Raw genomic sequence first — 19,903 nt, forward strand, 5'->3', positions numbered from 1 at the left:
AGCAGGTGCCCGTGAAGTCATTTCAGCAAATTTGTTCTATGTTGTTCTATCTATGGACGTTAGATGTCGAACACGTAGCGCGAGCCCACGATCTTTTGGCGCCCGAGCAGCAGGGGCCGCCCGTCCGCATCGGTAAAGTACGCCTCCATATAGAAGAGCGGCTCGCCGACCGGCACCTCCAGCAGCGGGGCCGCCTGGGCATCCGCCAGCGCAATCTCCACGGTGCAGGGGTCGGACTTGAGCGGCGCGCGGCCCGAATGCTCGGCAACGAGTGCAAAGATCGAGTTATCGGCAAGGTCCTCGTCGGCAAGCGTCTGCAGGTAGGGATGGTCGGCCAGCACAAAAGAGTTGTTCTCGAGCATGACGGGCACGCCATCTGCCGTGCGCACGCGCTCGACTACGATGAGCTCGCAGCCGGGCTCCACGCCAAAGAACGCCGCGTCCTCGCGCGTCGCCGCGACCACCGTGCGCGACACCAGGCGCGCTCCGGCAACCATGTCGTTGGCAGCGCAACCCTCGGAAAAGCTCTGAACGTCACCCTTCTGGCGAATCTTGCGCTTGAGCTTGGGAGCGCACACAAAAGTGCCCCTCCCCTGTTGGCGGTTGAGATACCCCGCGCGCGACAGCTCCTCGATGGCGCGGCGCACGGTGATGCGCCCCACGCCGTAAGACTTCGCGAGCTCCATCTCGGAAGGAATGCGCGAGCCGGCCGCATACACGCCGCGCGCGATCTCGCCCTTCAGGTCGTCCATGACCTGCTGGTACAGCGGTACGGCGGATACGCCAGCGCGGTCGGTTTTATCGTCGGTTGCCATCGTTACGCTCCATCCCGCGCATGCTCGGACTCAAACTCTTCAATCGCCGCCATAAACTGCTCGCCAAAGGCATCGGCCTTTTTCTCGCCGATGCCGTTGACCTGAATCAGCTCGTCGCGCGTTTGCGGGCGCAGGCGGCACAGGCCGCGCAGGGCCTTGTCGGAAAAGACCATGTACGGCGCCATCTCGAGCTCGGTCGAGATCTCCTTGCGCAGGGTACGCAGGCGCTCGAACAGCTCGGCATCGTCGCCCACGCGCGGGCGCTGATCCAGCTCGGCCTCCTCGCGCAGCAGATCCACCGCACGGCGAGCACGGGCCGAGGCCTTGCGCTTGGACGCGCGACGCTTAACGGTAAAGGCAAACGCCTCGTCCTCGACCTCGCCGGCACGCGGACCCAGGCCCACGACCGGGTACTGCCCCTGCGAGGTGGCCAAATAACCGCGGCCGCACAGCTGGCCGATGATGTCCTTGATGCGGCCGACCGATTCGCTCGACAGCCCACCATAGCCGCGGTCCTCGTCCAGATGCATCTGGCGAATGCGCTCGGTGTTGCCGCCGTGAAGCACATCGGCGATGAGCGACTTGCCAAAGCGCATGGGGCGCGTGGCCACATAGCGCACGGCGGCGCGAGCCATACCGGTGACGTCCTCGACCTCGAACTGCGTGAGGCAGTTGCTGCAGTTGCCACAGCCCTCGGCCTCATCCGCGGCGGCGCCGCCCACGGCCGTATGCTCGGCCGCGGCCTCGTCGCCAAAGTAGCGCAGCATGTATTCGCGTAGGCAGCCGGTGGTGTTGCAATAGCCTTCCATCTGACTGAGCAGGCGATATCGGTTCTGGAGCGCCCACGCGCGCTGCTCGTCGTCGAGCGTCTCGTCGGCCGCATCGCCGCGGTCGATCAAAAAGCGGCGCATGCGAAAATCGTTGCCGTTCCACAGCAGGTGGCAGCTGGCCGGATCGCCATCGCGGCCGGCGCGGCCCGCCTCCTGGTAGTAGGCCTCGATGCTCTCGGGCACGTTGTTATGGATGACGTAGCGCACGTTGGGCTTGTCGATGCCCATGCCAAAGGCGTTGGTGGCAACCATCACCTGAATATCGTCGTCGATAAAGGCGCGCTGGCTTTGGCGGCGGGCGTCATTACCCATGCCGGCATGGTAGCGGCCAACGCGAATGCCGCTGGGACCCAACGCCTCAGCAAGCTCTCCTGCCAGCGCATCAACCGTCTTGCGAGTCGAGCAATACACGATGCCGCTCTCGCTCGAATGCGCGATCACATAGTCGCGCACCCACGCGGTCTTAGCCTTGTCGCCCATCTCCTCGCAGCCAAAGTAGAGGTTCTTGCGATCGAAGCCCGTCACCACCGTCGCCGGGTTTTGCAGGCCGAGCATCTGCTGAATGTCCGCACGCACGCGCTCAGTCGCTGTAGCGGTAAAGGCCGCCACGATGGGGCGCTGCGGCAGGGAATCGATAAACTCGCGAATCTGCAGGTAGGCGGGGCGGAAATCCTGACCCCATTGGCTCACACAGTGGGCCTCGTCAATGGCCACGAGCGGAACGCCGATGCCGCCTTCGGCCGCAGCTTCCTGCGCAAAGGCCAGAAAACGCGGCTCGAGCAGGCGCTCAGGTGCCACATACATAAGCTGGTAGCGACCCTCGCGCGCCCGCTTGCGCACGGTATTTTGCTGAGCCGGCGTAAGGCTGGAGTTGAGATAGCTGGGGCGCGCGCCCGCCGCAAGCAGTGCGCGGGTCTGGTCCTCCATAAGCGACAGCAGCGGACTCACCACAAAGGTGATGCCGGGCAGCATGAGCGCAGGCACCTGGTAGCAAATGGACTTGCCGGCGCCCGTGGGCATAACGCCCAGCGCGTCGCGGCCGGCAAGGATCGCATCGACCATGCGGTCCTGCCCCGGGCGAAACGAGGTGTAGCCAAAATAGGCGCCGAGCGTGTCGAGCGCCATCTGCTGCATGCTATCGGTCATGGTTTCCTAACGTCCAAGTCATCTGCCGCCGATTATACGCCGCCACGCGGACCGCTGCCGTACGGCTGTCAGCCACGCTCATTCTGCGGGTAGTCATTGGGGACGTTCTTGAATGACTAGTCGTTTAAGAACGTCCCCAACGGCTAAGCTCTTGACAGGCGTGGAAACGTCTCAGGTTGAGCATAAGTCAGCGAAAACGCCCCTAAGCGAGCAAGGTGACGTGAAAGAGGAGGGAAGCGTACTTCGGTACGCGACCGACGATTGAACGTCAGATTGCCGCTTAGGGGCGTTTGCAGCGTCGACCGGTCCGCCGTTCGCTAGAACGGCGGAACCAAGGGCGCAGCGTCGGCCCGTTGCGCGGTTTGGAAAACCGCGCAACTAGAGCTACATGACCATAACGTAGCGCGATCCCACGTAGTACTGCTTACCCATCAGGACCGGCTCGCCATTGGGTCCGATAAAGCCGGCGCGCAGGTTGAGCAGCGGATCGTGCGGAGCAATGCCCAGCTCAGCCGCCTGCTCGGCGTTGGCGCGAACGGCTTCGACCGTACGGTAACCAACCGAGACAATCGGCGTTCCGCCAACACGCTCGACCTCGGCAAAAATCGACTTGTCCTCAAGATCGGCCGTCAACAGCTCACGGTAGGCGTCAAACGGCACAAAGATGTTCTCTTCAAAGATGGGCTCGCCGTCGGCAGTACGCACGCGCTTGATGTGCAGCAGCAGCGCATCCTTCTGCAGGCCAAAGAACTCCATCTCGTTTTGGCGCGCCGGCACAATCTGGCGATCGATTACGTGCGCACCGGCCTTCATGCCGTTGCCGGCACACAGCGCGGTAAACGTCTGCAGCGTCGAGGCGTGAAATTGGCGATTGATGTGCGGCGTGGAAACAAAGGTGCCACGGCCCTGCTGCTTAACCAGGTAGCCATCGGAGCACAGCTCCTCGACGGCGCGACGCACCGTAATTCGGCTCACCTCGTACTGCTCGGCTAGCTCGAGCTCGGACGGAATACGCTCCTTGGGTGCATAAACACCTTTCTCGATCGCATCCTTGATCTCGTCGTAAATCTGCTGGTAAAGCGGTGCATTTTTGGGTGCAGGCATATCTAATCACTCTTATCGAAATATTGAAATAACTAATACGTATATAACGTCTAGTTTCATGTTACCTCATAATGATAAAACGATACACCGCATACAGCAAATCCTTACCTGCCGTCGTCCTGTTGCAGGCTGTCCTGATCGATGAGGCGCGCCTGCCTGCTGGCCATGCGCGCGGGCTTGTCGGGATCGGGCACGGCCGTGGGCATGGGCTCGTCGACATGACCGCCCCACCAGCCGCCCACAAAGTTGAGCGTATGGAACACATTGATCACGGCGCCGGGATCAATGTCGCACACCAGCTTGATAATGTCCTGGCTCTCGTAGGTCGAGACAACGGCATGCAGCAGGTACATCTTCTCGCGGCTGTATCCGCCAATGACCTCGGCACAGCTAATGCCATGCTGAAAATGGTCAACATAGGCGGTCATGACCTCGTCGGCCTTGCGCGTCGTGATCTGCAGCGTCACGCGATCGTAGCGACGATAGAAGCTGTCGATGGTCTTGGTCGAAATAAACTGGAACACGATGGAGTACGCCGCGTTGTCCCAGCCAAACATAAAGCCAAAGATCGCCAGGATAAAGCAGTTGAAACCAAAGATAACGCCCCAGATGGTCTTGCCCGTGTGGTTGGAAACCCACAGCGCGATAAAGTCGGTGCCGCCGGTGGATGCGCCGGACTTAAGCGCGATGGCAGCGCCCAGACCCGAGACCACGCCACCAAAAATGATGAGCATGATCTTGTCGCCCAAAAACGGCGCGAAGTGAAAGACGTTGAGGAACAGCGACGAGAGCATGACCTGCATCATCGAGAAGATGACGAAGCGCTTGCTAATGCCGCTCCAGCACAGGAGCGCCACGGGGATGTTGAGCGCGAGCATGCCGAGCGAGATGTCGATGTGAACGCCGCCGAGCGAGGTGACGCGATCGAGCAGGACCGCGACGCCGGTGAGGCCGCTCGGAAGCAGGTCGGCGGGGCGAATGAACGCCTGAATCAGAAATGTCTGGAGAACGGCGGAGATGGTGACCGCCACGGCAGTAATGGCGCGGCGGACGATGGTGAGACGGCCGAGCACGAGCACGCGGTCCGTGAGCTGATCGATGGCGTTCGCCACGTAGGCTCCTTTCGAAGGCAGATGTAATTGTGGGGCATGCCGGCGATTGTAGCATGGAGCGCGAGAGGGCGCTTCAATTCACCCTCTCTCGACAACCAAAACGAGCCAGCAGCTCCCCAACCAAAGAGCCAAATTCTAAGTGAGTAGACTTTTCGCGATCTACCAAGCGCACTCAAAACAGCCACCTCTCCGACCTGCGGTTTTACTAAGGCAGATACGCTTTGTGCTCGGCATGTGCCAAAAAGTCTACTCACTTAGTCCGAGTCGAAGCCAAACGGATCTAAATCGAAGCCAAAATGAGCCAATCCACCGCAAGAGACGTGTGAATCCGCACTTCTTGCGGCGAATTGACGCTACAAAGCGGTCAGAATGTCGGCGAGGTTGTCGATGACGGCGTCGGCTCCCGTTTGGTCCAGGTTAACGCCCTCGTGCGGACGCAGTGCCAGGACGCGCGCGCCGGAGCGCTTGCCGGCCTCGATGCCCAAAGGCGAGTCCTCGATAACCAGGCACTCGGTAGGCTCCACACCCAGCGCCTCCATGGCACGCAGGTAGATCTCGGGGTCGGGCTTAAATGCACTGCACTCGTGACCGCTGATGGTGTAGTCCAGCACGTCGGTGATACCGGCAATCTCCACCAGCTCGTCAATGAGCTCGCGATAGGACGAGCTCGCGATGGCACACTTGACGCCGCGCTCGTGCAGCTCACGCATCACCGGCTCCGTCTGCTCGTTGAGTAGCTCGGCATACGGAACGGGATGGTCCGGGCTGTAGACCTGCTTGTACTCCACGCGCAGGCGCTCGCGCAGCTCAACATCGTCGGGCACCAGCGCCTCCCAAATGGCGGGCTCGTTAGACCCCGAAAGATCGGGGATCTCGTCAAAGTGGAACCCCTTCTCTTCCATAAACGCCACGCGACGACGGTTGTAGAACCACTCGGTATCGACCAGCACGCCGTCCATATCAAACAGCACTGCCTTGATCATACGCATCTCCTCCCACCTGCCAAAAAGGGACAGGTTTATTTTGGTAGGTTTTATCTGGGGTTTTATGACGCAACGGACACGCCCCCAAAGCAAAAAGGGGACGGGGCGCAAACCCCATCCCCTCTCAATCAACCCGTAAGGTCTACTTACTTGTGATTAGTAGGAAAGCTTCCACATGTAGCGACGCATGGTCAGCGGGTGCTGACGGGCCTCGGCGATCTGGTTGCCGTACTCGCGCATAACGGCGAGGTGCAGCAGCGGGTTGAAGTAGGTGACGACGCTTGCCGGCACGGCGTCGGCCAGACCGTAGTCCTTGGAGTCGATCAGAGCGACCTTGGCGCCCATGCGCTTAAGGAAGGTGAGGGCGCGGGCGTCCATCGGACGGGTGGCACCATCGGACATGAAGAAGACGTAGGGCTTACCCTCGGTGGAAACCTCGAACGGGCCGTGGAAGTACTCGCCGGTGTTGTAGGCGGCGGCGTCGATCCACTGCATCTCGGTGAACAGGAAGGCGGCGTGAGAATAAGCCATCTTCTCGGAGGCACCAGAGGCCATGAAGTAGATCATCTTGTCGTCCTTGAAGTCCTGGGCGAACTGCTTGGCGAGGCCCTTGGCGGACTGAGCGGCGTTCTCGCAGAGCTCGAAGACGTTGGTGAGGCCGGTGATCATGTCCTCGTAGTGGTCATAGCCCTCGGTCTGCTGAAGGATCTCGAGAGCAAGAGCGATGGCGTAGCCGGGCTTCTCGCACTTGGCAGCGTAGTTGGCGTGGAAGCCGTGAACGATGACGTGGTCGGCGTCGACGGTCAGAGCGGAGCCAGCCTTGTTGGTGAGGGAGACGACCGGGCAGTTGTGCTTCTTGGCGGTCTTGTTGGCCTCGACGGTCTCGGGCGTGGAGCCACCGAGGGAGCAGGTGATCACGAAGGTGTGCTCGTTGACCCAGGAAGGCGTGTCGTAGTTGAACTCGTTAGCGGTGAAGATCTGAACGTTCAGCTTGTCCGTGTTGTTGGCCAGGAAGTACTTGGCGGGGTAAAGGTCGGACATGGAAGCGCCGCAGCCGACGAAGGCGACGCTGTGGATCTCGTGGTTGGACAGGACGTCAGCGACGATCTGCTTAGGGAGGTTAAGGTCGATCTCGTACATCTGACACATTCCTTTCGATTTTTGCGGCGCCACATTGCCGGGCGCTCGCAGGGTTACCGTGATTTGGACCGAGTCGCCGGCCCGTTGAGGATGTGACAAAGGAACTGTCCCTTTGACACATTTAGGGATGGAAGCCTGCCTGGGGTATGGGATGCCAGGCAGGCCCCCGGGGGAAAGCGATTAGGCGCTTGGTCGCGACTAGGCCAGGATGCCGGCCGCGGAGAGGGCGATGCCGCCCACGATGGCGATCACGAGAAGCCAACCGGTGTTGACGTTCTTCTTGATGAGCCAGTACATAAGGCCGGTGAGGCCAAGGGAAATCATCTGGGGCATCATGCCGTCCAGGATGTCCTGGATCACGACGGTGCCCTCAGCGAACTGCAGCGGGGTGGTGGCGCCGATCAGCGTAGCGATCATGCCGCCCACGGACATAAGACCCACGATGCCGCAGACATACATGAGCTTCTCCATGAGGTCGCCGCCCTGAAGCTTGCTCAGGTACTCGTGTCCGCCCTGATAGCCCATCTTGGCTGCGAACCAAGTGATCAGCACAGAGGGGACGATGGAGATGAGCATAGCCAGGATCGGGCCCATGATGGAGCCCTGCTGAGCCAGCTGAACGCCCAGGCCAAAGGCGATAACGCGGATGGTGCCCTGGAAGAAGGAGTCACCGATGCCGGAAAGCGGACCCATGAGGGAGGTCTTGACCGCGTTGATCGAATCGGGATCGAAGTTCTCGGGATCCTTGGCGTACTCCTCCTCCATGGAGGCGGAGAGGCCCAGGATGAAAGCGCTCGTCTGCGGGGTGCAGTTGTAGAACGCCATGTGACGGTGGTAAGCCTCTTTCTTAGCAGCGAGCTGCCTGGGGTCGGACTCATCCGGATAGAGGCGATCGAGCGTGGGAACCATGCCGTAGAGGAAGCCCATGTTCATCTGACGCTCGTAGTTCCAAGAGGCCTGGATGGCCCAGGAGCGCCAGAAGAACTGGCTGACCTTCTTGTTCAGGGACACGTCCTTGGTTGCGGTTGCCATAGTGTGTTCCTCCTTAGTCTTCGTCGTCTTCGAGCGGATCGTAGTCGGAATCGACACCGGCGGCTGCATGGGAACCGTTGAACTTGAAGCCCATGAAGACGACAGCCAGGCACACACCGATCAGAGCGACCGCGATGACGGACAGGTTGAGGTAAGCGGCGAGCAGGAAACCGATGAACAGGAACGGAGTCATACCCTTCTTGATCATCATGGTGAGCAGCAGGGCCAAGCCGTAGGCGGTCATGATCTTGGTCGAAACGTTAAGACCAGTGGACAGCCACTCGGGAACCATGTTGACGATGGCCTGAACCAGGTCGGTGCCAACAAAGACGGCGAGGAAGATCGGCAGGAAGTACATGACGGCGTACAGACCGGAGCCGGCGCAGATGTGCATACGGTAGGCGGTCTTGAACTTTCCGTTATCGATCGCGTTATCTGCCACATGGGTGAGGGCGGCGATGATGGAACGGAACACGATGCCGAGGAGCTGACCCAGGACGGCGACCGGGATGGCGATCGTCATGGCGGTCTCGGCGGAAGCATCGGTCAGGCATGCGAAGGCAGCGGCCACGATGCCGCCCAGGACCATATCGGGCGGAACGGCGGCGCCGACCTGCACCAGGCCCATGGACACGAGCTCGACGGCGGCACCGACGGCAAGGCCGGTGGGCACATCGCCCAGCAGCAGACCGACGAGCGTAGCGCCAACGAGGGGCTGCTCGAAGTTAAGACGACCGAGCAGGCGGGAGTCCCACATGCAGAACACGCCGACGAGGCCGACGAGCACCGCACTGATGAACGTATTCATACCCTTCTCCTTTCAGTCAGGCAAAAGCCTGGTTGATTACAGCTTGGCGTCGATGTCGACGCTCTGATACGTAGGGGTCTGCTGGACATAGAGCTTGATGCCCATGTCGAGCAGCTGGTTGACGTCGGCCTTCTGGGTGGCGTCGAGGAAGACGGAGCTGTCCTTGCCGCCAATCTGATCGGCACCGTCGTGGTTGGCGGTGGCGCCCAGGTTGATGGCGTCGAGCTTGTAGCCCTGGCAGAACTGCAGCATCTCGGCCGTGTTGCCAAAGACGAACATGACGCGCTCACCGAGGGTGTTGAGCTTGTCCATCTTGGCGAGGGCACGCTCGACGGTGAAGACGTTCAGGCGCACGCCCTGGGGCTTGGCCAGCTTAAGAGCGCCCTTCTTGATGTCATCGTTGGCGGCAGCGTTGTCGACGACGATGATGCGCTCGGCCTGAACCTTGGTGGTCCAGGTAAAGACGACCTGGCCGTGCAGCAGACGGTAGTCAAGACGTGCGAGGACGATCTTGGCGGGACCGGAGCTGTGACGGGATGCCTTGGCCTTCTTGGCGGGAGCCGCGGCGGCCTCGACCGGTGCGTTGGGGTTGGTCAGACCGGTGCGGGCCTCGTTGATGAGGGCTGCGAGCTCGGCACCCTTGACGGGGGCGGGGCTCATGGCAAGCGTGAGCGCCAGCGGGATGTTGAAACCGCTGACAACCGTGAACTTCGTGCCGTTCTTGGAAAGCTCGACCATGCTGTTGTTAACCGAGCTGCCGAGCATATCGGTCAGCACATAGACGGTGTCGTCCGCGTTGAACGTGGCGATCATGGCGTCCACCTTATTGGTGATGGGCTCCTTGTCGTCACGAGCAAGCGACACGACGTGGACGTTCGACACGTCGCCGAGAACCATCTCGAGCGTGTCTTTGGCGCCTGCGGCCAGGCCGCCATGAGATGCGAGAATGATCTGATTCATCTTGCCTCCTCCTTTTCGTTATGGTCATTATAACGTCTTATACGTTGCGGATATTGATAATTAGTATATAAACCGTTCGCGGGTGAAAAACGACCGTTGGCGGGTTTAACGCAATCGAAACGATGGTCTTGGGTAGGCCGGCGCTGGCTGGATAACCCCAGGTCGGACGCCGCGCGCAACCCCCTATCGCACGAAGTACCAGGGGCTTTCCTGCACGGTGGGCTCCAGCGCAATGCCCGTGCGCTCGCGGAAGAGATCCATGTCCTGCGATTTCTCCGTCCACCACGCGTTGGGCTTAAAGGTCATGCTCTCAACGACATGACCGACAAACACACTGTTGCGCAGCTTGGAAAAGTCGGTGTTCATAATCACGATGGACGCGAGCACCAAAACGATGCCCAGAACTTTGATCGCGCCGGCGGGCTCGGCGTAGACACCAATGCCCAGCAGTACGGTGACGACTGTCTCGAATGACATTACGACGGGAACTTTCGACGTCTCGAGCCCCATGGACAGACCCTGCATATATAAGATGTAAGCCACAGCTGTGGGGATGAGTCCAAAGCCAAGGAACAGCAGCAGCAGCTGTGGCGACATTGCCGCGGCGACATCCGGCCACGGAGCCGCGATAGCTGCCATAACCGCACCGCCAAAAACAAAGCCCCAAAACGTGACAGCCAGCGGGTGGACCGTCTTGGTTGCTATCCGGCTAAACACCGCGAGCGACGCACCACAAAGGCCTGCAATCACGCCCGACGTGACGCCCCAAACCGAAAAATGAAAACCGGAAAGGTCGCCATTGGTCACCGCAAGCACGCAGCCAACGATGTTAAAAGCGATGGCAACGAGCTTGTTGGGAGTCACATCCTCGCGATAAAGTACGCGACCGAGCATGACGCCAAACACCGGCGAGGTGTAAAGCAGCACCGAGGCCGTGGACATGCCCACCTCGCCCATGCACTCGTAATAAAGCGTGTTAGCGGTGGCGAGGCCGATAATGCCAAGAAGCGCACAAGGAACAAGCTCTTTAGGACTTGCCTTGAACAGTGCCAGGGGACCCGATGCCTTTCCCTCACGAGCACCTCCCTGGCAACCCATGAATGCCAAGACCGGAGCCATTAAGACAGCACCCGATAACAGGCGAAAGGCCGCCATGCTCTGAGACGAAACACCCAGGGCCGATATTCCGTTAACAAAGATTCCGATGGTGCCCCACATAAGCGCGGCGATCAGCACCAGCACATAGCCCAGATTGCTTTTCTTCAACGCAGCCTCCTCGGTATTGTTTCCAATATGTTTCACACTACGTTATAGTCGTTATATACATTTTTCAAGGCACAAATCGGCGAGCGGAAAAGTGATCCGTTTTCCTCCGTCCCCAGTGGATTACTGGGCGGTTGCGGTGAAATAGTTCCTAAATAGAGGCTTCAAACCCCCAAACAGGAACTATTCCACCGCAACTTATGAGGACATCGAGCTGTTAGGCCGCTCTATCCCCTAGTAGTCCAGCTTCCACATGTAGCGGCGCGTCATGTAGTCCTTGTGGGTGACGGCGGAGAGCGCGCGCATATACACGTTGTTGAGGATCGGGGCAAAGATCAGGTGGTTGAAGTACTCGCTCACGCTGTCCTTGATGTCGTTGAGGCCGAGCTCCTTGGCGTCGAGCTGATAGACGCGCTCGCCACCGTACTGGTTGACGAAGCGGATACCGCGCTCGTCGTTGCAGCGGCTGCGGCCGACGCTGATGAGCTGGAACAGCGAGGTGCGCTTGTCCAGGATCTCGAAGGGGCCGTGGAAGAAGTCACAGGTGTTGATGGTGCAGGAGTCGATCTGCAGCATCTCCTGCACGTTGCAGATGCTAAAGACGTAGGCGGCACCAAAGAGCGGACCCTGAGCCATCACGTTGATGCAGGGCTTGTCGGCGTTTTGCTCGGCCCACTTGGCGGCGAGCGGACGGGTGTACTCGACGGCCTTGCGATAGATGGGGTCAACCAGGTCGAAGGCGGCCATAGCGGTCTCATACTCGGCATAGCCCTCGGTCTGCTGCGTAAGCTCCATGGCGATCATGGTCACGACGGCGGAGTTGGTACGGCCCATGCAAGACTCGTCGACGGCCAGGCTGTCATACTGAATCTTGTAGTCGCAGACCTCAGTGAGGCCAGACTCGTCAACATAGATGGCGATGGTGCTGGCGCCGTGGTCCTTGGCGACCTGGGCGGCGGCGATGGTCTCCTTGGTGCCGCGCATGGACACGACGACGGCCAGGGTGTTCTCGTTGACGTAGGCAGGGGTTGCGTGCACGAACTCGTTGCTGGTGTAGCTGGAGCTCACGACCTGCGTAGCCTCGTGCTCCATAAAGTACTGAGCAGGATAGTTGCCGCCGTTGGATCCGCCGGCGCCAATCCACACGACGCGCCTGATGCCGCCCTTGTCTGCCTTGTCAGCCAAAACCTGGGAGACGACATCCTTAACCTGTTCCTGAGTAGTCATCGTGCATCAGCCTTTCTTCTCGTTTGATGCTCTTGATGGCATACAAGTTACATACATGTTTTGGTTATGTCGACTAGTTGTATGCTATATTTGTCTTAGATATTTTGCTGATGTGGTTTTCGATAACTAGCTACCAGCGGTTTTGTTGTTGTATTAAATACATGTTTGATTAGACTCGAATACAAGTTAGATACAGGTTGATCGCATGAATGCTTCGTCTAAAAAGAAACTGGCCCAATACGAGCGCTTGGCGGGCATGCTGCGTGACCGCATCGCCGCCGGCACCTACGCACGCGAAGACAAGCTGCCGTCCGAGATGGAACTCATGGACGAATCGGGTCTGTCGCGCAGCACCGTGCGCCACGCCCTTAAGGTGCTCGTTGATGAGGGCCTGGTGCGCACCGAGCGCGGGCGTGGCGCCTTTGTGGCCGACACGCCCGCGCTCCACGAGAACAACCTGATGTTTTCGAGCTATACCAAGCAGGTCGAAGGCCAGGGCATGAAGCCCACCACGCGCACCGTGGACTCGGGCTTTGCCAAGGCGGCCGGCAGCATAGCTAAGTTCTTTGACGCCGCCGTGGGCAGCAAGCTCGTCAAACTTGTCCGTCTGCGTTATCTGGACGATGCGCCGCTGTGCCTGGAGACCACCTATCTGCCGCCAAGCTTTGAGGCACTCATCGACCGCGATATCAACGGTTCGCTCTACGCCACGCTGCGCCAAGAATTCCATCGCGCGCCGGCACAGGGGCATAAGACCTTTGAGGTGTGCTATGCCTCGCAAAACGAAGCGTTTTTGCTCAACGTTGAGCGCGGGCAGGCGCTGATTCTGATCACCGACTACGTCTACGACACCGACGGTCGCCCGCTCCATGTCTCCAAGCGCATCCAACGTACCGACCGCGCCAAATACACCGAGCCCATCGGCTAACCGGCCAAAAAGGGACAGGTTTATTTTGGTAGGTTTTATCTGGGGTTTTATTATATCCGCAGGTCAATCGCCTTGGTCATACACACCCAAAACAAAAGCCGCCGCGAAGGTATCCGCATCCTTCGCAGCGGCTTGCAACGTTTGCCCAGATAAAACCTGCCAAAATAAACCTGTCCCTAAATGGTAGGTTTGGGGAGGTCGGGGAACCAGGTTGGCTTGGGTTGGTTGGGCGTGCGCTCGGCTAGGACCAGCTCCATCCAACACATGTCGTACCAGCGACCGAACTTTTGAGCGCAACGGTCGAAGGCACCCACCAGGCGATACCCCATATGGGCATGGAAATCCTGGCTGTTGTGCGTCAGGTACTCGTCGTCCTTATCGTGCGGCACGGCAATGAGCGCGCACATGTTGGTGATGCCCATCGCGACCAGGCATTGCTTGAGCGCATCGTGCAGCTTGCGGCCCAGCCCGCCGTGGCGCACGTCGCGCGCCAGGTAGATCGACGTCTCGACCGACCAGTCGTAGGCCTCGCGGCTGTTAAGCGGACTCACATAGGCATAGCCTACCGGACGCCCGTCCAGCTCCATCACCAGGTACGGATAGCGCTTGAGCGTGCGCTCGATGCGCCCGGCGAACTCCTCAACGCTCGGCACCTCGTATTCGCAGGTTATCGCCGTCTCGCGCACATACGGCTCGTAAATGGCAAGCAACGCCGGCGCATCATCGGGCGTCGCCAGGCGAATCGTCGGCTTGGACATCTCGGTCATACAACCCTTCTCCCTCAAAAACAAAGGCCGCCTTGCGCCAAACCCAGCGCAAGGCGGCCCCTCGTCATTACATCAGGCTACAGGACAGCCGCCAACGCGTCGATGTCCTCCTGCGTCGTGGCCCAGCTGGTGCAAAAGCGCACCACCGTGTGGGTCTCGTCGTACTTTTCCCAATACTCGATCGAGGCATGCTCGCGAATGCGGGCCATGTCCTCGTTGGGCAAAATCACAAACTGCTGGTTGGTGGGCGTCTCCAAGAAGAACTGGTAACCGCGCCCGTGCAACACACGACGCAGCGCCTGCGCGGTCTCGATCGCCTGGCGACCGATCTCAAAATACAGGCCGTCGGTAAAGAGCGCCTCAAACTGCACACCCGTCAGGCGGCCTTTGGCGAGCAGTGCGCCATGCTGCTTAATACGCGGAATGGGATGCGCCGGAGCGTGCATGCCGCAAAACACCACGGCCTCGCCGCAAAGCGCGCCGCACTTGGTGCCACCGATGTAGAACACGTCGCACAGCTGCGCCAGCTCGGGCAGGGTAATGTCGCACCCATCGGCCGCCAGCGCATAGGCCAAGCGCGCACCATCCACAAACAGCGGAATCTGGCGCTTCTGGCACACCGCATGAATCGCCGCGAGCTCGGCCTTGGAGTACAGCGTGCCGTACTCGGTCGACATGCTCACATACACGGCGCCCGGAAACACCGTGTGTTCGTAGCTCTCGTTTTCGTAGAACACCTGGATATAGTTCTCGAGATCCTCGGCATGCATCTTGCCCTCGTAGCCGGGGATGGTGAGCACCTTGTGGCCGCCAAACTCGATGGCACCCGCCTCGTGGCAGGCGACATGGCCGGTCTCGGCGGCAACAACGCCCTCGTAGGGCGCAAGCAGCATGTCAATCACCGTCGCGTTGGCCTGTGTGCCGCCCACCAGGAAAAATACATCGGCATCAGGAGCCTGGCAGGCCTCACGGATAAGCTGCTTGGCACGCTCGGTGTGTGCATCGGTACCGTAGCCGGGCTGCGGCTCCATATTGGTGTCGACGAGCGCCTGCAGCACTGCCGGATGTGCGCCGTGGGAATAGTCATTGTTGAACGCGAGCATGATAATCCTCTCTAGCCGGGCACGAGCCCGATGATTCAGATGGGGCTATTGTACGCCGCCCGGATAGGCAATGCGCGCGGCAAGGCACTCAAGCGCCAGCACCAGGGCAAAGCCGCAGCTCACGTCACTCAAAAAGTGCGCGCCGATCACGATGCGACCAAAGGCGACGAGCGCCGCGACCACAGCCGCCGCCCAAAAGATCACGCGGCGACGCGAAGGTTTTTCCTTAAAGGCTGCCGCGGGAAGCCCGGCGAGCATAAGGCCGATCGCCGCATGCGCGGTGTGCCCGCTCGCGAACGACTTGAACCCGTCCTTGATCACGCCGGCGGCGATATAGGTCCACTTGTCGGGATTGCCGATTACCCACCACGGCTGAAAATTGAGCCCCGGCGTGACCTCGATCACGCGCATGCGCGGGCGCGACCACAGCGGCTTGACGATCACGTTGAGGATAATGGCCTGAGCGACCCACACGGCAAGTACCATCAACGCCCAGCGCGTGAGCTCGTCGGGCGCGGTGTCGCGCGTAAGGCGATAGGCAATAACGTTAACCGCAATGACCAGCACAAACGTCAGCACCAGCTGAAACGCGATGAGCTTGCCGCCGACGCGCAGCGATCCGATAATCTCGTAGCCGACCAGACCCACGTTGATCAAAACGCCCAGCGCAGCGAGCCATTTGCTCCCCCTGGAATCGGGGCGTGCCGAGCGCACGAGCATAACGCCTGCGATGCTCGCCGTCAGCTCGAACGGCAGCTCGCCGGCCGCCTCGACAAAGCGACCGTACATGCTGCCGATGTTGAACAGCGCGCTCGAAATCTGATAGTCGAAGAAACTGCCCACGCCCAGACAAAGACACAGGACAACCGCGATAATGGCGACGTCTTTCTTATAGATGTATCCGAACATGCTTTCCTTTCGATGGAACCAGAGTGCCCAAATGGGGCGTTTGCAGCGTCGACCCGTTAGTCGTCGTCGCTCGCACCCAACTGCTGCAACAGCATGAGTGCCGCGGCCACGGGGCCGGTACCGTCGTTGGCGTCGAGACCGCGACCCAGGCCGCTGCCCGCGCCGGCGCCCGCCTTGTAGGGCACCGACAGTTTGCGGCTCTTGGGGAAGCTCACCGCGCCATAGCGGGTCTTTAGCTCAAAGGCCACCTTCTTGGGCACGTCGACGCCCAAAAACGTGATGCGACCGCCGCTGAGCGTGACGCTCTCGAGCCCCAGGCGCTCGCCGCGAATGCGGATTCGTGCGCGATTGAACAGGTTGAGTCCTGCCAACGGCAGCTCGCCATGCGCGGCCTCGGTCTCTTCCTGCACCTCATCGATGCTCTCCAGGTCCTCGGCCGCTGCGAGCCTGCGGTACACGAGCACGCGCTGATCCACCGCCGGCAGGTACTCCTCGGACAAGAAGTAGTCGGCCGGCAGGTTAATGCCCACGCTTGCCGCCTCCACGCCGGCATCGTCATCGCCGCGCGCCTCGGCTACCGCCTGGCCCAGCATCTGCGTAAACAGGTCAAAGCCCACGCTCGACAGGTTGCCGTGCTGCTCGGCGCCCATAAGCGAGCCGGCACCACGGATCTCCAGGTCGCGCATGGCGATGCGCATGCCGCTGCCCAGGTCCTGGAACTCGGAAAGTGCGGTCAGGCGCGCTGTCGCCTCCTCGGTGAGTGGTAGCTCGCCCGGGAACATAAAGTACGCGTAGGCCTGCGTGGAAGAACGGCCCACACGGCCCTTGAGCTGGTAGAGCTGCGCCAGGCCCAGACGCTGCGAATCCTCGATGATCAGCGTGTTGGCGGTCGCGTTGTCGATGCCGCTCTCCACGATGGTCGTGGCGATGAGCACGTCGATCTTTTTGGTCGCAAACTCGATCATCACGTCCTCGACCTCGCGCGGGCTCATCTTGCCGTGCGCCACGCCCACGCGCGCCTCGGGCGCGGCCTCGTGCACGCGCGCCACGGCGTCGTCGATGGTCTTGACGCGGTTGGACACGTAATACACCTGACCGCCGCGGCCCACCTCCAGGCGAATCGCCGCGCTCACCACATCGGGGTCGTACTCCCCCACGTGCACGATCACGGGACGACGCCCAGTCGGCGGCGTCGTGATCAGGCTCATGTCGCGCACGCCGCTCGTGGCCATCTGCATGGTTCGCGGAATAGGCGTTGCCGAAAGCGTGAGCACGTCAATCTGCTCGCGCAGGTTCTTGAGCTGCTCCTTGTGCTGCACGCCAAAGCGCTGCTCCTCGTCGATGATCACCAGGCCCAGGTTCTTGGGGTTCACGTCGGCCGAAAGCAGACGATGCGTGCCGATGAGCACGTCGATCGTGCCCTCGGCAAACGCCTTGAGCGCGCGCTTTTGCTGCGCCGGGGTGCGGAAGCGGCTGAGCACTTCGACCTCGAGGCCAAACGGGGCAAAGCGCTCAAAGAACGTCTCGTAGTGCTGCTGGGCCAGAATGGTCGTGGGGCAGAGCACCATGACTTGGCGGCCGGAGTCCACGCACTTAAACGCCGCGCGCAGGGCAACCTCGGTCTTGCCAAAACCCACGTCGCCGCACAGCAGGCGGTCCATGGGCTTGGGTGCCTCCATATCGGCCTTAATGTCGGCGATGGCCTCCAGCTGGTCGCGCGTCTCGTCGTAAGGAAAGCTCTCCTCCATCTCGATCTGCTCGGGCGTGTCAGGCGGGCAGGCGATACCCGCGATTGATGAGCGGCGCGTATACAGGTCGACCAGGTCAAACGCCAGCTTTTTGGCGTTCTTGCGCGCCTTGTTGGTGGCACGCGTCCAGTCGGCGGTGTTGAGTCTGGTCAGACGCGGCTTGTCGCCGTCGGGGCCAACATAGCGCGTGATGCGGTCGACCTGCTCCAACGGCACGTAGAGCTTGTCGCCGTCGGCATATTCCAGCAAAAAGTAGTCGCGTTCCTTGCCGCCCACTTCCTGGCGCGCGATCTCGCTAAAGAGCGCGATACCGTGGGTAGCGTGCACCACGTAGTCGCCCGGCTTAAACGGGAACGTGATCTGCGTAATGTCCACCTTGCGGCGGCTGCGCGCGCGGTTGGCGTCCATGCGGGCGTTGAGGTCGGCGATCGAGAACACGGCCAAATTGGCATCGGGCACCACCACGCCCTGCGGCAGGGCAGCGTCCACAAAGGTCACGCGTCCGCGCGAGATGGTGGGCACGGCGGCGCCGGCGGCAGCCTGGGCCGCACCCGCCTCGAGCGAGCGGGCGTTGAGCGCGTCGGCGCGGCGCTCACGAATTGAGGCATGGGCCTGTTGGCGGGCAGCACGGTCGGCAGAATCCGCCGCCGCCACGCGCACGCGGTCGCCGATAACGCCGGCGTTTTCGGGGGCGGCCGTCAGCGACTCCTCAAAGGTGATGCCCTCGTCGCCAAAGGTGAGCTCCATCGACTCGCGCGCACCGCGGTCGGGAATGGCAAACACGCAGGCATAGCGCTTGCCCACGACCTCCTGAATGCGCGTCATAAAGCGATTGTCCGAGCCCGCAATGGCCGGCTGCTCAATCTTGAGCTCGGCTGTAACCGCACCGCCGGCACGAATCAGGCTCACGTAGTTCAGGCGCTGCTGAGCACCAAAGTCGAGCTGTTGGGCGCGCACATACAGACCCTCCAGACGGTCAATCCCCGCCTCGCCGGCACGGGCCTCGATATCCTCGTAGGCGCGCAGGCAGTCATCGAACAGCGAGCGCGGCTCGGACAGGACCACAAGCGCCTTGCCGCTCACGTGCGCCAACGGGCTCACGGTCTGGCCGTACATCACCGGCAAAAAGCGGTCGAGCTCGGGCGTGACGATGCGCGCGTCCACCATCTCGAGCAGCGCCGCCAGCTTGCTGTCGTCCTGGCTGGCGCGGTAGAGCGCCACATGCATGTTGTGGACGGCCTCGTCGGTGAGCGCCAGCTCGCGGCAGGGGAAGATCTCAATGCTGTCCTCGTTGCCGATAGTTTGGCCCGTGGAGCTCACCATGCGGCGGATGCGGTCGATCTCGTCGCCAAAGAACTCAATGCGCACGGGTGCTTTTTCCTGCGCGGGGAACACCTCGACGGTATCGCCGTGCACACGGAACAGGCCGGGCGCGTCGGCGGCACCTGCATTGGTGTAGCCCATGCCCACCAGGCGCTGCGGCACCTCGTCGAAGGGAATCTCCTCGCCCACCGCAAAGGTGGTGGACTCCCAATAGCGGCTCTCGACCGGCGGCACGCAACGCAGTAGCGCGCGGGCCGAGGCGACCATGATGCAGTTATCGCCGCGCACGATGCGCCCTAAAGCCTCGCAGCGTTGGGCCACCTCGGCGTCGTCGGGCGCCTGCTCACGCCATGGATAGTCTTTGCGCTCGGGAAAGCGGCACACATGCGCCAGACCCACATAGGCGGCCAGGCTGCGCGCGGCGCGATCGGCCGCGTCCTCGCCGCTCACGATGTAGACCGTGGGACGCGGACGGCGCGCAAACTGAGCTGCCGCCATGAGCGTGCGGCCCGACTGCGACACGGCCAGCGTCACGTCCTCGCCGGCATCGAGTCCGGCCTCGACGGTCTGCAGCGCCTCGGCAGTGTAGAGCTGCGCGGCTATACGGTGAATGAGCATGCTGTTCCTCCGGCATCGCAACGCCAAAAGCCCGCCGGGGCAAGCTCGGCGGGTCGTACGTCAAATACATTGTCTGTCATGGTAGCG

General features: G+C 61.1%; 16 protein-coding genes. 1 reads left to right on the forward strand and 15 read right to left on the reverse strand.

Annotated features, from left to right (window positions below):
• Window positions 1–59: 59 nt before the first annotated feature.
• The 11 genes from DW136_RS00825 to DW136_RS00875 form a co-directional block, all read right to left on the reverse strand.
• Window positions 60–815 carry a GntR family transcriptional regulator gene (locus DW136_RS00825; RefSeq protein WP_117583848.1) on the reverse strand — a complete coding sequence of 252 codons (756 nt, stop codon included), beginning with the start codon at window positions 813–815 and terminating at the stop codon, window positions 60–62.
• A 2-nt stretch (window positions 816–817) separates the two neighbouring features.
• Entirely contained in the window at window positions 818–2,791 is a 1,974-nt protein-coding gene (locus tag DW136_RS00830) for an ATP-dependent DNA helicase RecQ (RefSeq protein WP_117583849.1), read from the reverse strand.
• Between the two features lie 384 nt (window positions 2,792–3,175).
• Complete coding sequence (locus tag DW136_RS00835) at window positions 3,176–3,895, reverse strand: GntR family transcriptional regulator (RefSeq protein WP_117583850.1); 720 nt, start codon at window positions 3,893–3,895, stop codon at window positions 3,176–3,178.
• 104 nt (window positions 3,896–3,999) lie between these two features.
• Entirely contained in the window at window positions 4,000–5,007 is a 1,008-nt protein-coding gene (locus tag DW136_RS00840; protein ID WP_117583851.1) for a YitT family protein, read from the reverse strand.
• Window positions 5,008–5,360: 353 nt separating this feature from the next.
• A complete protein-coding gene (locus DW136_RS00845) occupies window positions 5,361–5,990 on the reverse strand; it encodes an HAD family phosphatase (protein ID WP_158564546.1) in 630 nt (209 codons plus the stop codon).
• Window positions 5,991–6,146: 156 nt separating this feature from the next.
• Window positions 6,147–7,130 (reverse strand): SIS domain-containing protein, encoded by a 984-nt coding sequence (locus DW136_RS00850; RefSeq protein ID WP_233503150.1) that lies wholly within the window; start codon window positions 7,128–7,130, stop codon window positions 6,147–6,149.
• A gap of 198 nt (window positions 7,131–7,328) precedes the next feature.
• Window positions 7,329–8,162: a PTS system mannose/fructose/sorbose family transporter subunit IID gene (locus DW136_RS00855; protein ID WP_117646617.1), complete on the reverse strand. Its 834-nt coding sequence runs from the start codon at window positions 8,160–8,162 to the stop codon at window positions 7,329–7,331.
• A gap of 13 nt (window positions 8,163–8,175) precedes the next feature.
• Window positions 8,176–8,970, reverse strand: a complete 795-nt coding sequence (locus tag DW136_RS00860; RefSeq protein WP_055310098.1) for a PTS sugar transporter subunit IIC — start codon at window positions 8,968–8,970, stop codon at window positions 8,176–8,178.
• A 36-nt stretch (window positions 8,971–9,006) separates the two neighbouring features.
• On the reverse strand, window positions 9,007–9,930 hold the full coding sequence (locus DW136_RS00865) for a PTS mannose/fructose/sorbose transporter subunit IIAB (protein ID WP_118288872.1): 924 nt from the start codon (window positions 9,928–9,930) through the stop codon (window positions 9,007–9,009).
• A gap of 183 nt (window positions 9,931–10,113) precedes the next feature.
• Window positions 10,114–11,196, reverse strand: coding sequence for a DMT family transporter (locus DW136_RS00870; RefSeq protein WP_118288873.1), 1,083 nt, complete (start codon window positions 11,194–11,196; stop codon window positions 10,114–10,116).
• 231 nt (window positions 11,197–11,427) lie between these two features.
• The gene (locus tag DW136_RS00875) at window positions 11,428–12,420 is read right to left on the reverse strand and encodes an SIS domain-containing protein (protein ID WP_118288874.1); all 993 of its coding nucleotides are present in this window, start codon (window positions 12,418–12,420) and stop codon (window positions 11,428–11,430) included.
• Between the two features lie 205 nt (window positions 12,421–12,625).
• Between DW136_RS00875 and DW136_RS00880 the strand changes: the two genes are divergently transcribed.
• Window positions 12,626–13,348, forward strand: a complete 723-nt coding sequence (locus DW136_RS00880) for a GntR family transcriptional regulator (RefSeq protein ID WP_118288875.1) — start codon at window positions 12,626–12,628, stop codon at window positions 13,346–13,348.
• A gap of 176 nt (window positions 13,349–13,524) precedes the next feature.
• Here the strand turns inward: DW136_RS00880 and DW136_RS00885 are convergent, their stop codons facing one another.
• From DW136_RS00885 to mfd, 4 genes are all read right to left on the reverse strand, one after another.
• Complete coding sequence (locus DW136_RS00885; RefSeq protein WP_118288876.1) at window positions 13,525–14,115, reverse strand: GNAT family N-acetyltransferase; 591 nt, start codon at window positions 14,113–14,115, stop codon at window positions 13,525–13,527.
• Between the two features lie 77 nt (window positions 14,116–14,192).
• Entirely contained in the window at window positions 14,193–15,218 is a 1,026-nt protein-coding gene (locus tag DW136_RS00890; RefSeq protein ID WP_117786746.1) for a low specificity L-threonine aldolase, read from the reverse strand.
• A gap of 45 nt (window positions 15,219–15,263) precedes the next feature.
• On the reverse strand, window positions 15,264–16,127 hold the full coding sequence (locus DW136_RS00895; protein WP_117637437.1) for a phosphatase PAP2 family protein: 864 nt from the start codon (window positions 16,125–16,127) through the stop codon (window positions 15,264–15,266).
• A gap of 56 nt (window positions 16,128–16,183) precedes the next feature.
• Window positions 16,184–19,816, reverse strand: a complete 3,633-nt coding sequence (gene mfd / locus DW136_RS00900; protein WP_118288877.1) for a transcription-repair coupling factor — start codon at window positions 19,814–19,816, stop codon at window positions 16,184–16,186.
• Window positions 19,817–19,903 lie beyond the last annotated feature (87 nt).

The organism is Collinsella sp. AM12-1, from assembly GCF_003472325.1.
Taxonomy (GTDB): Bacteria; Actinomycetota; Coriobacteriia; order Coriobacteriales; family Coriobacteriaceae; genus Collinsella.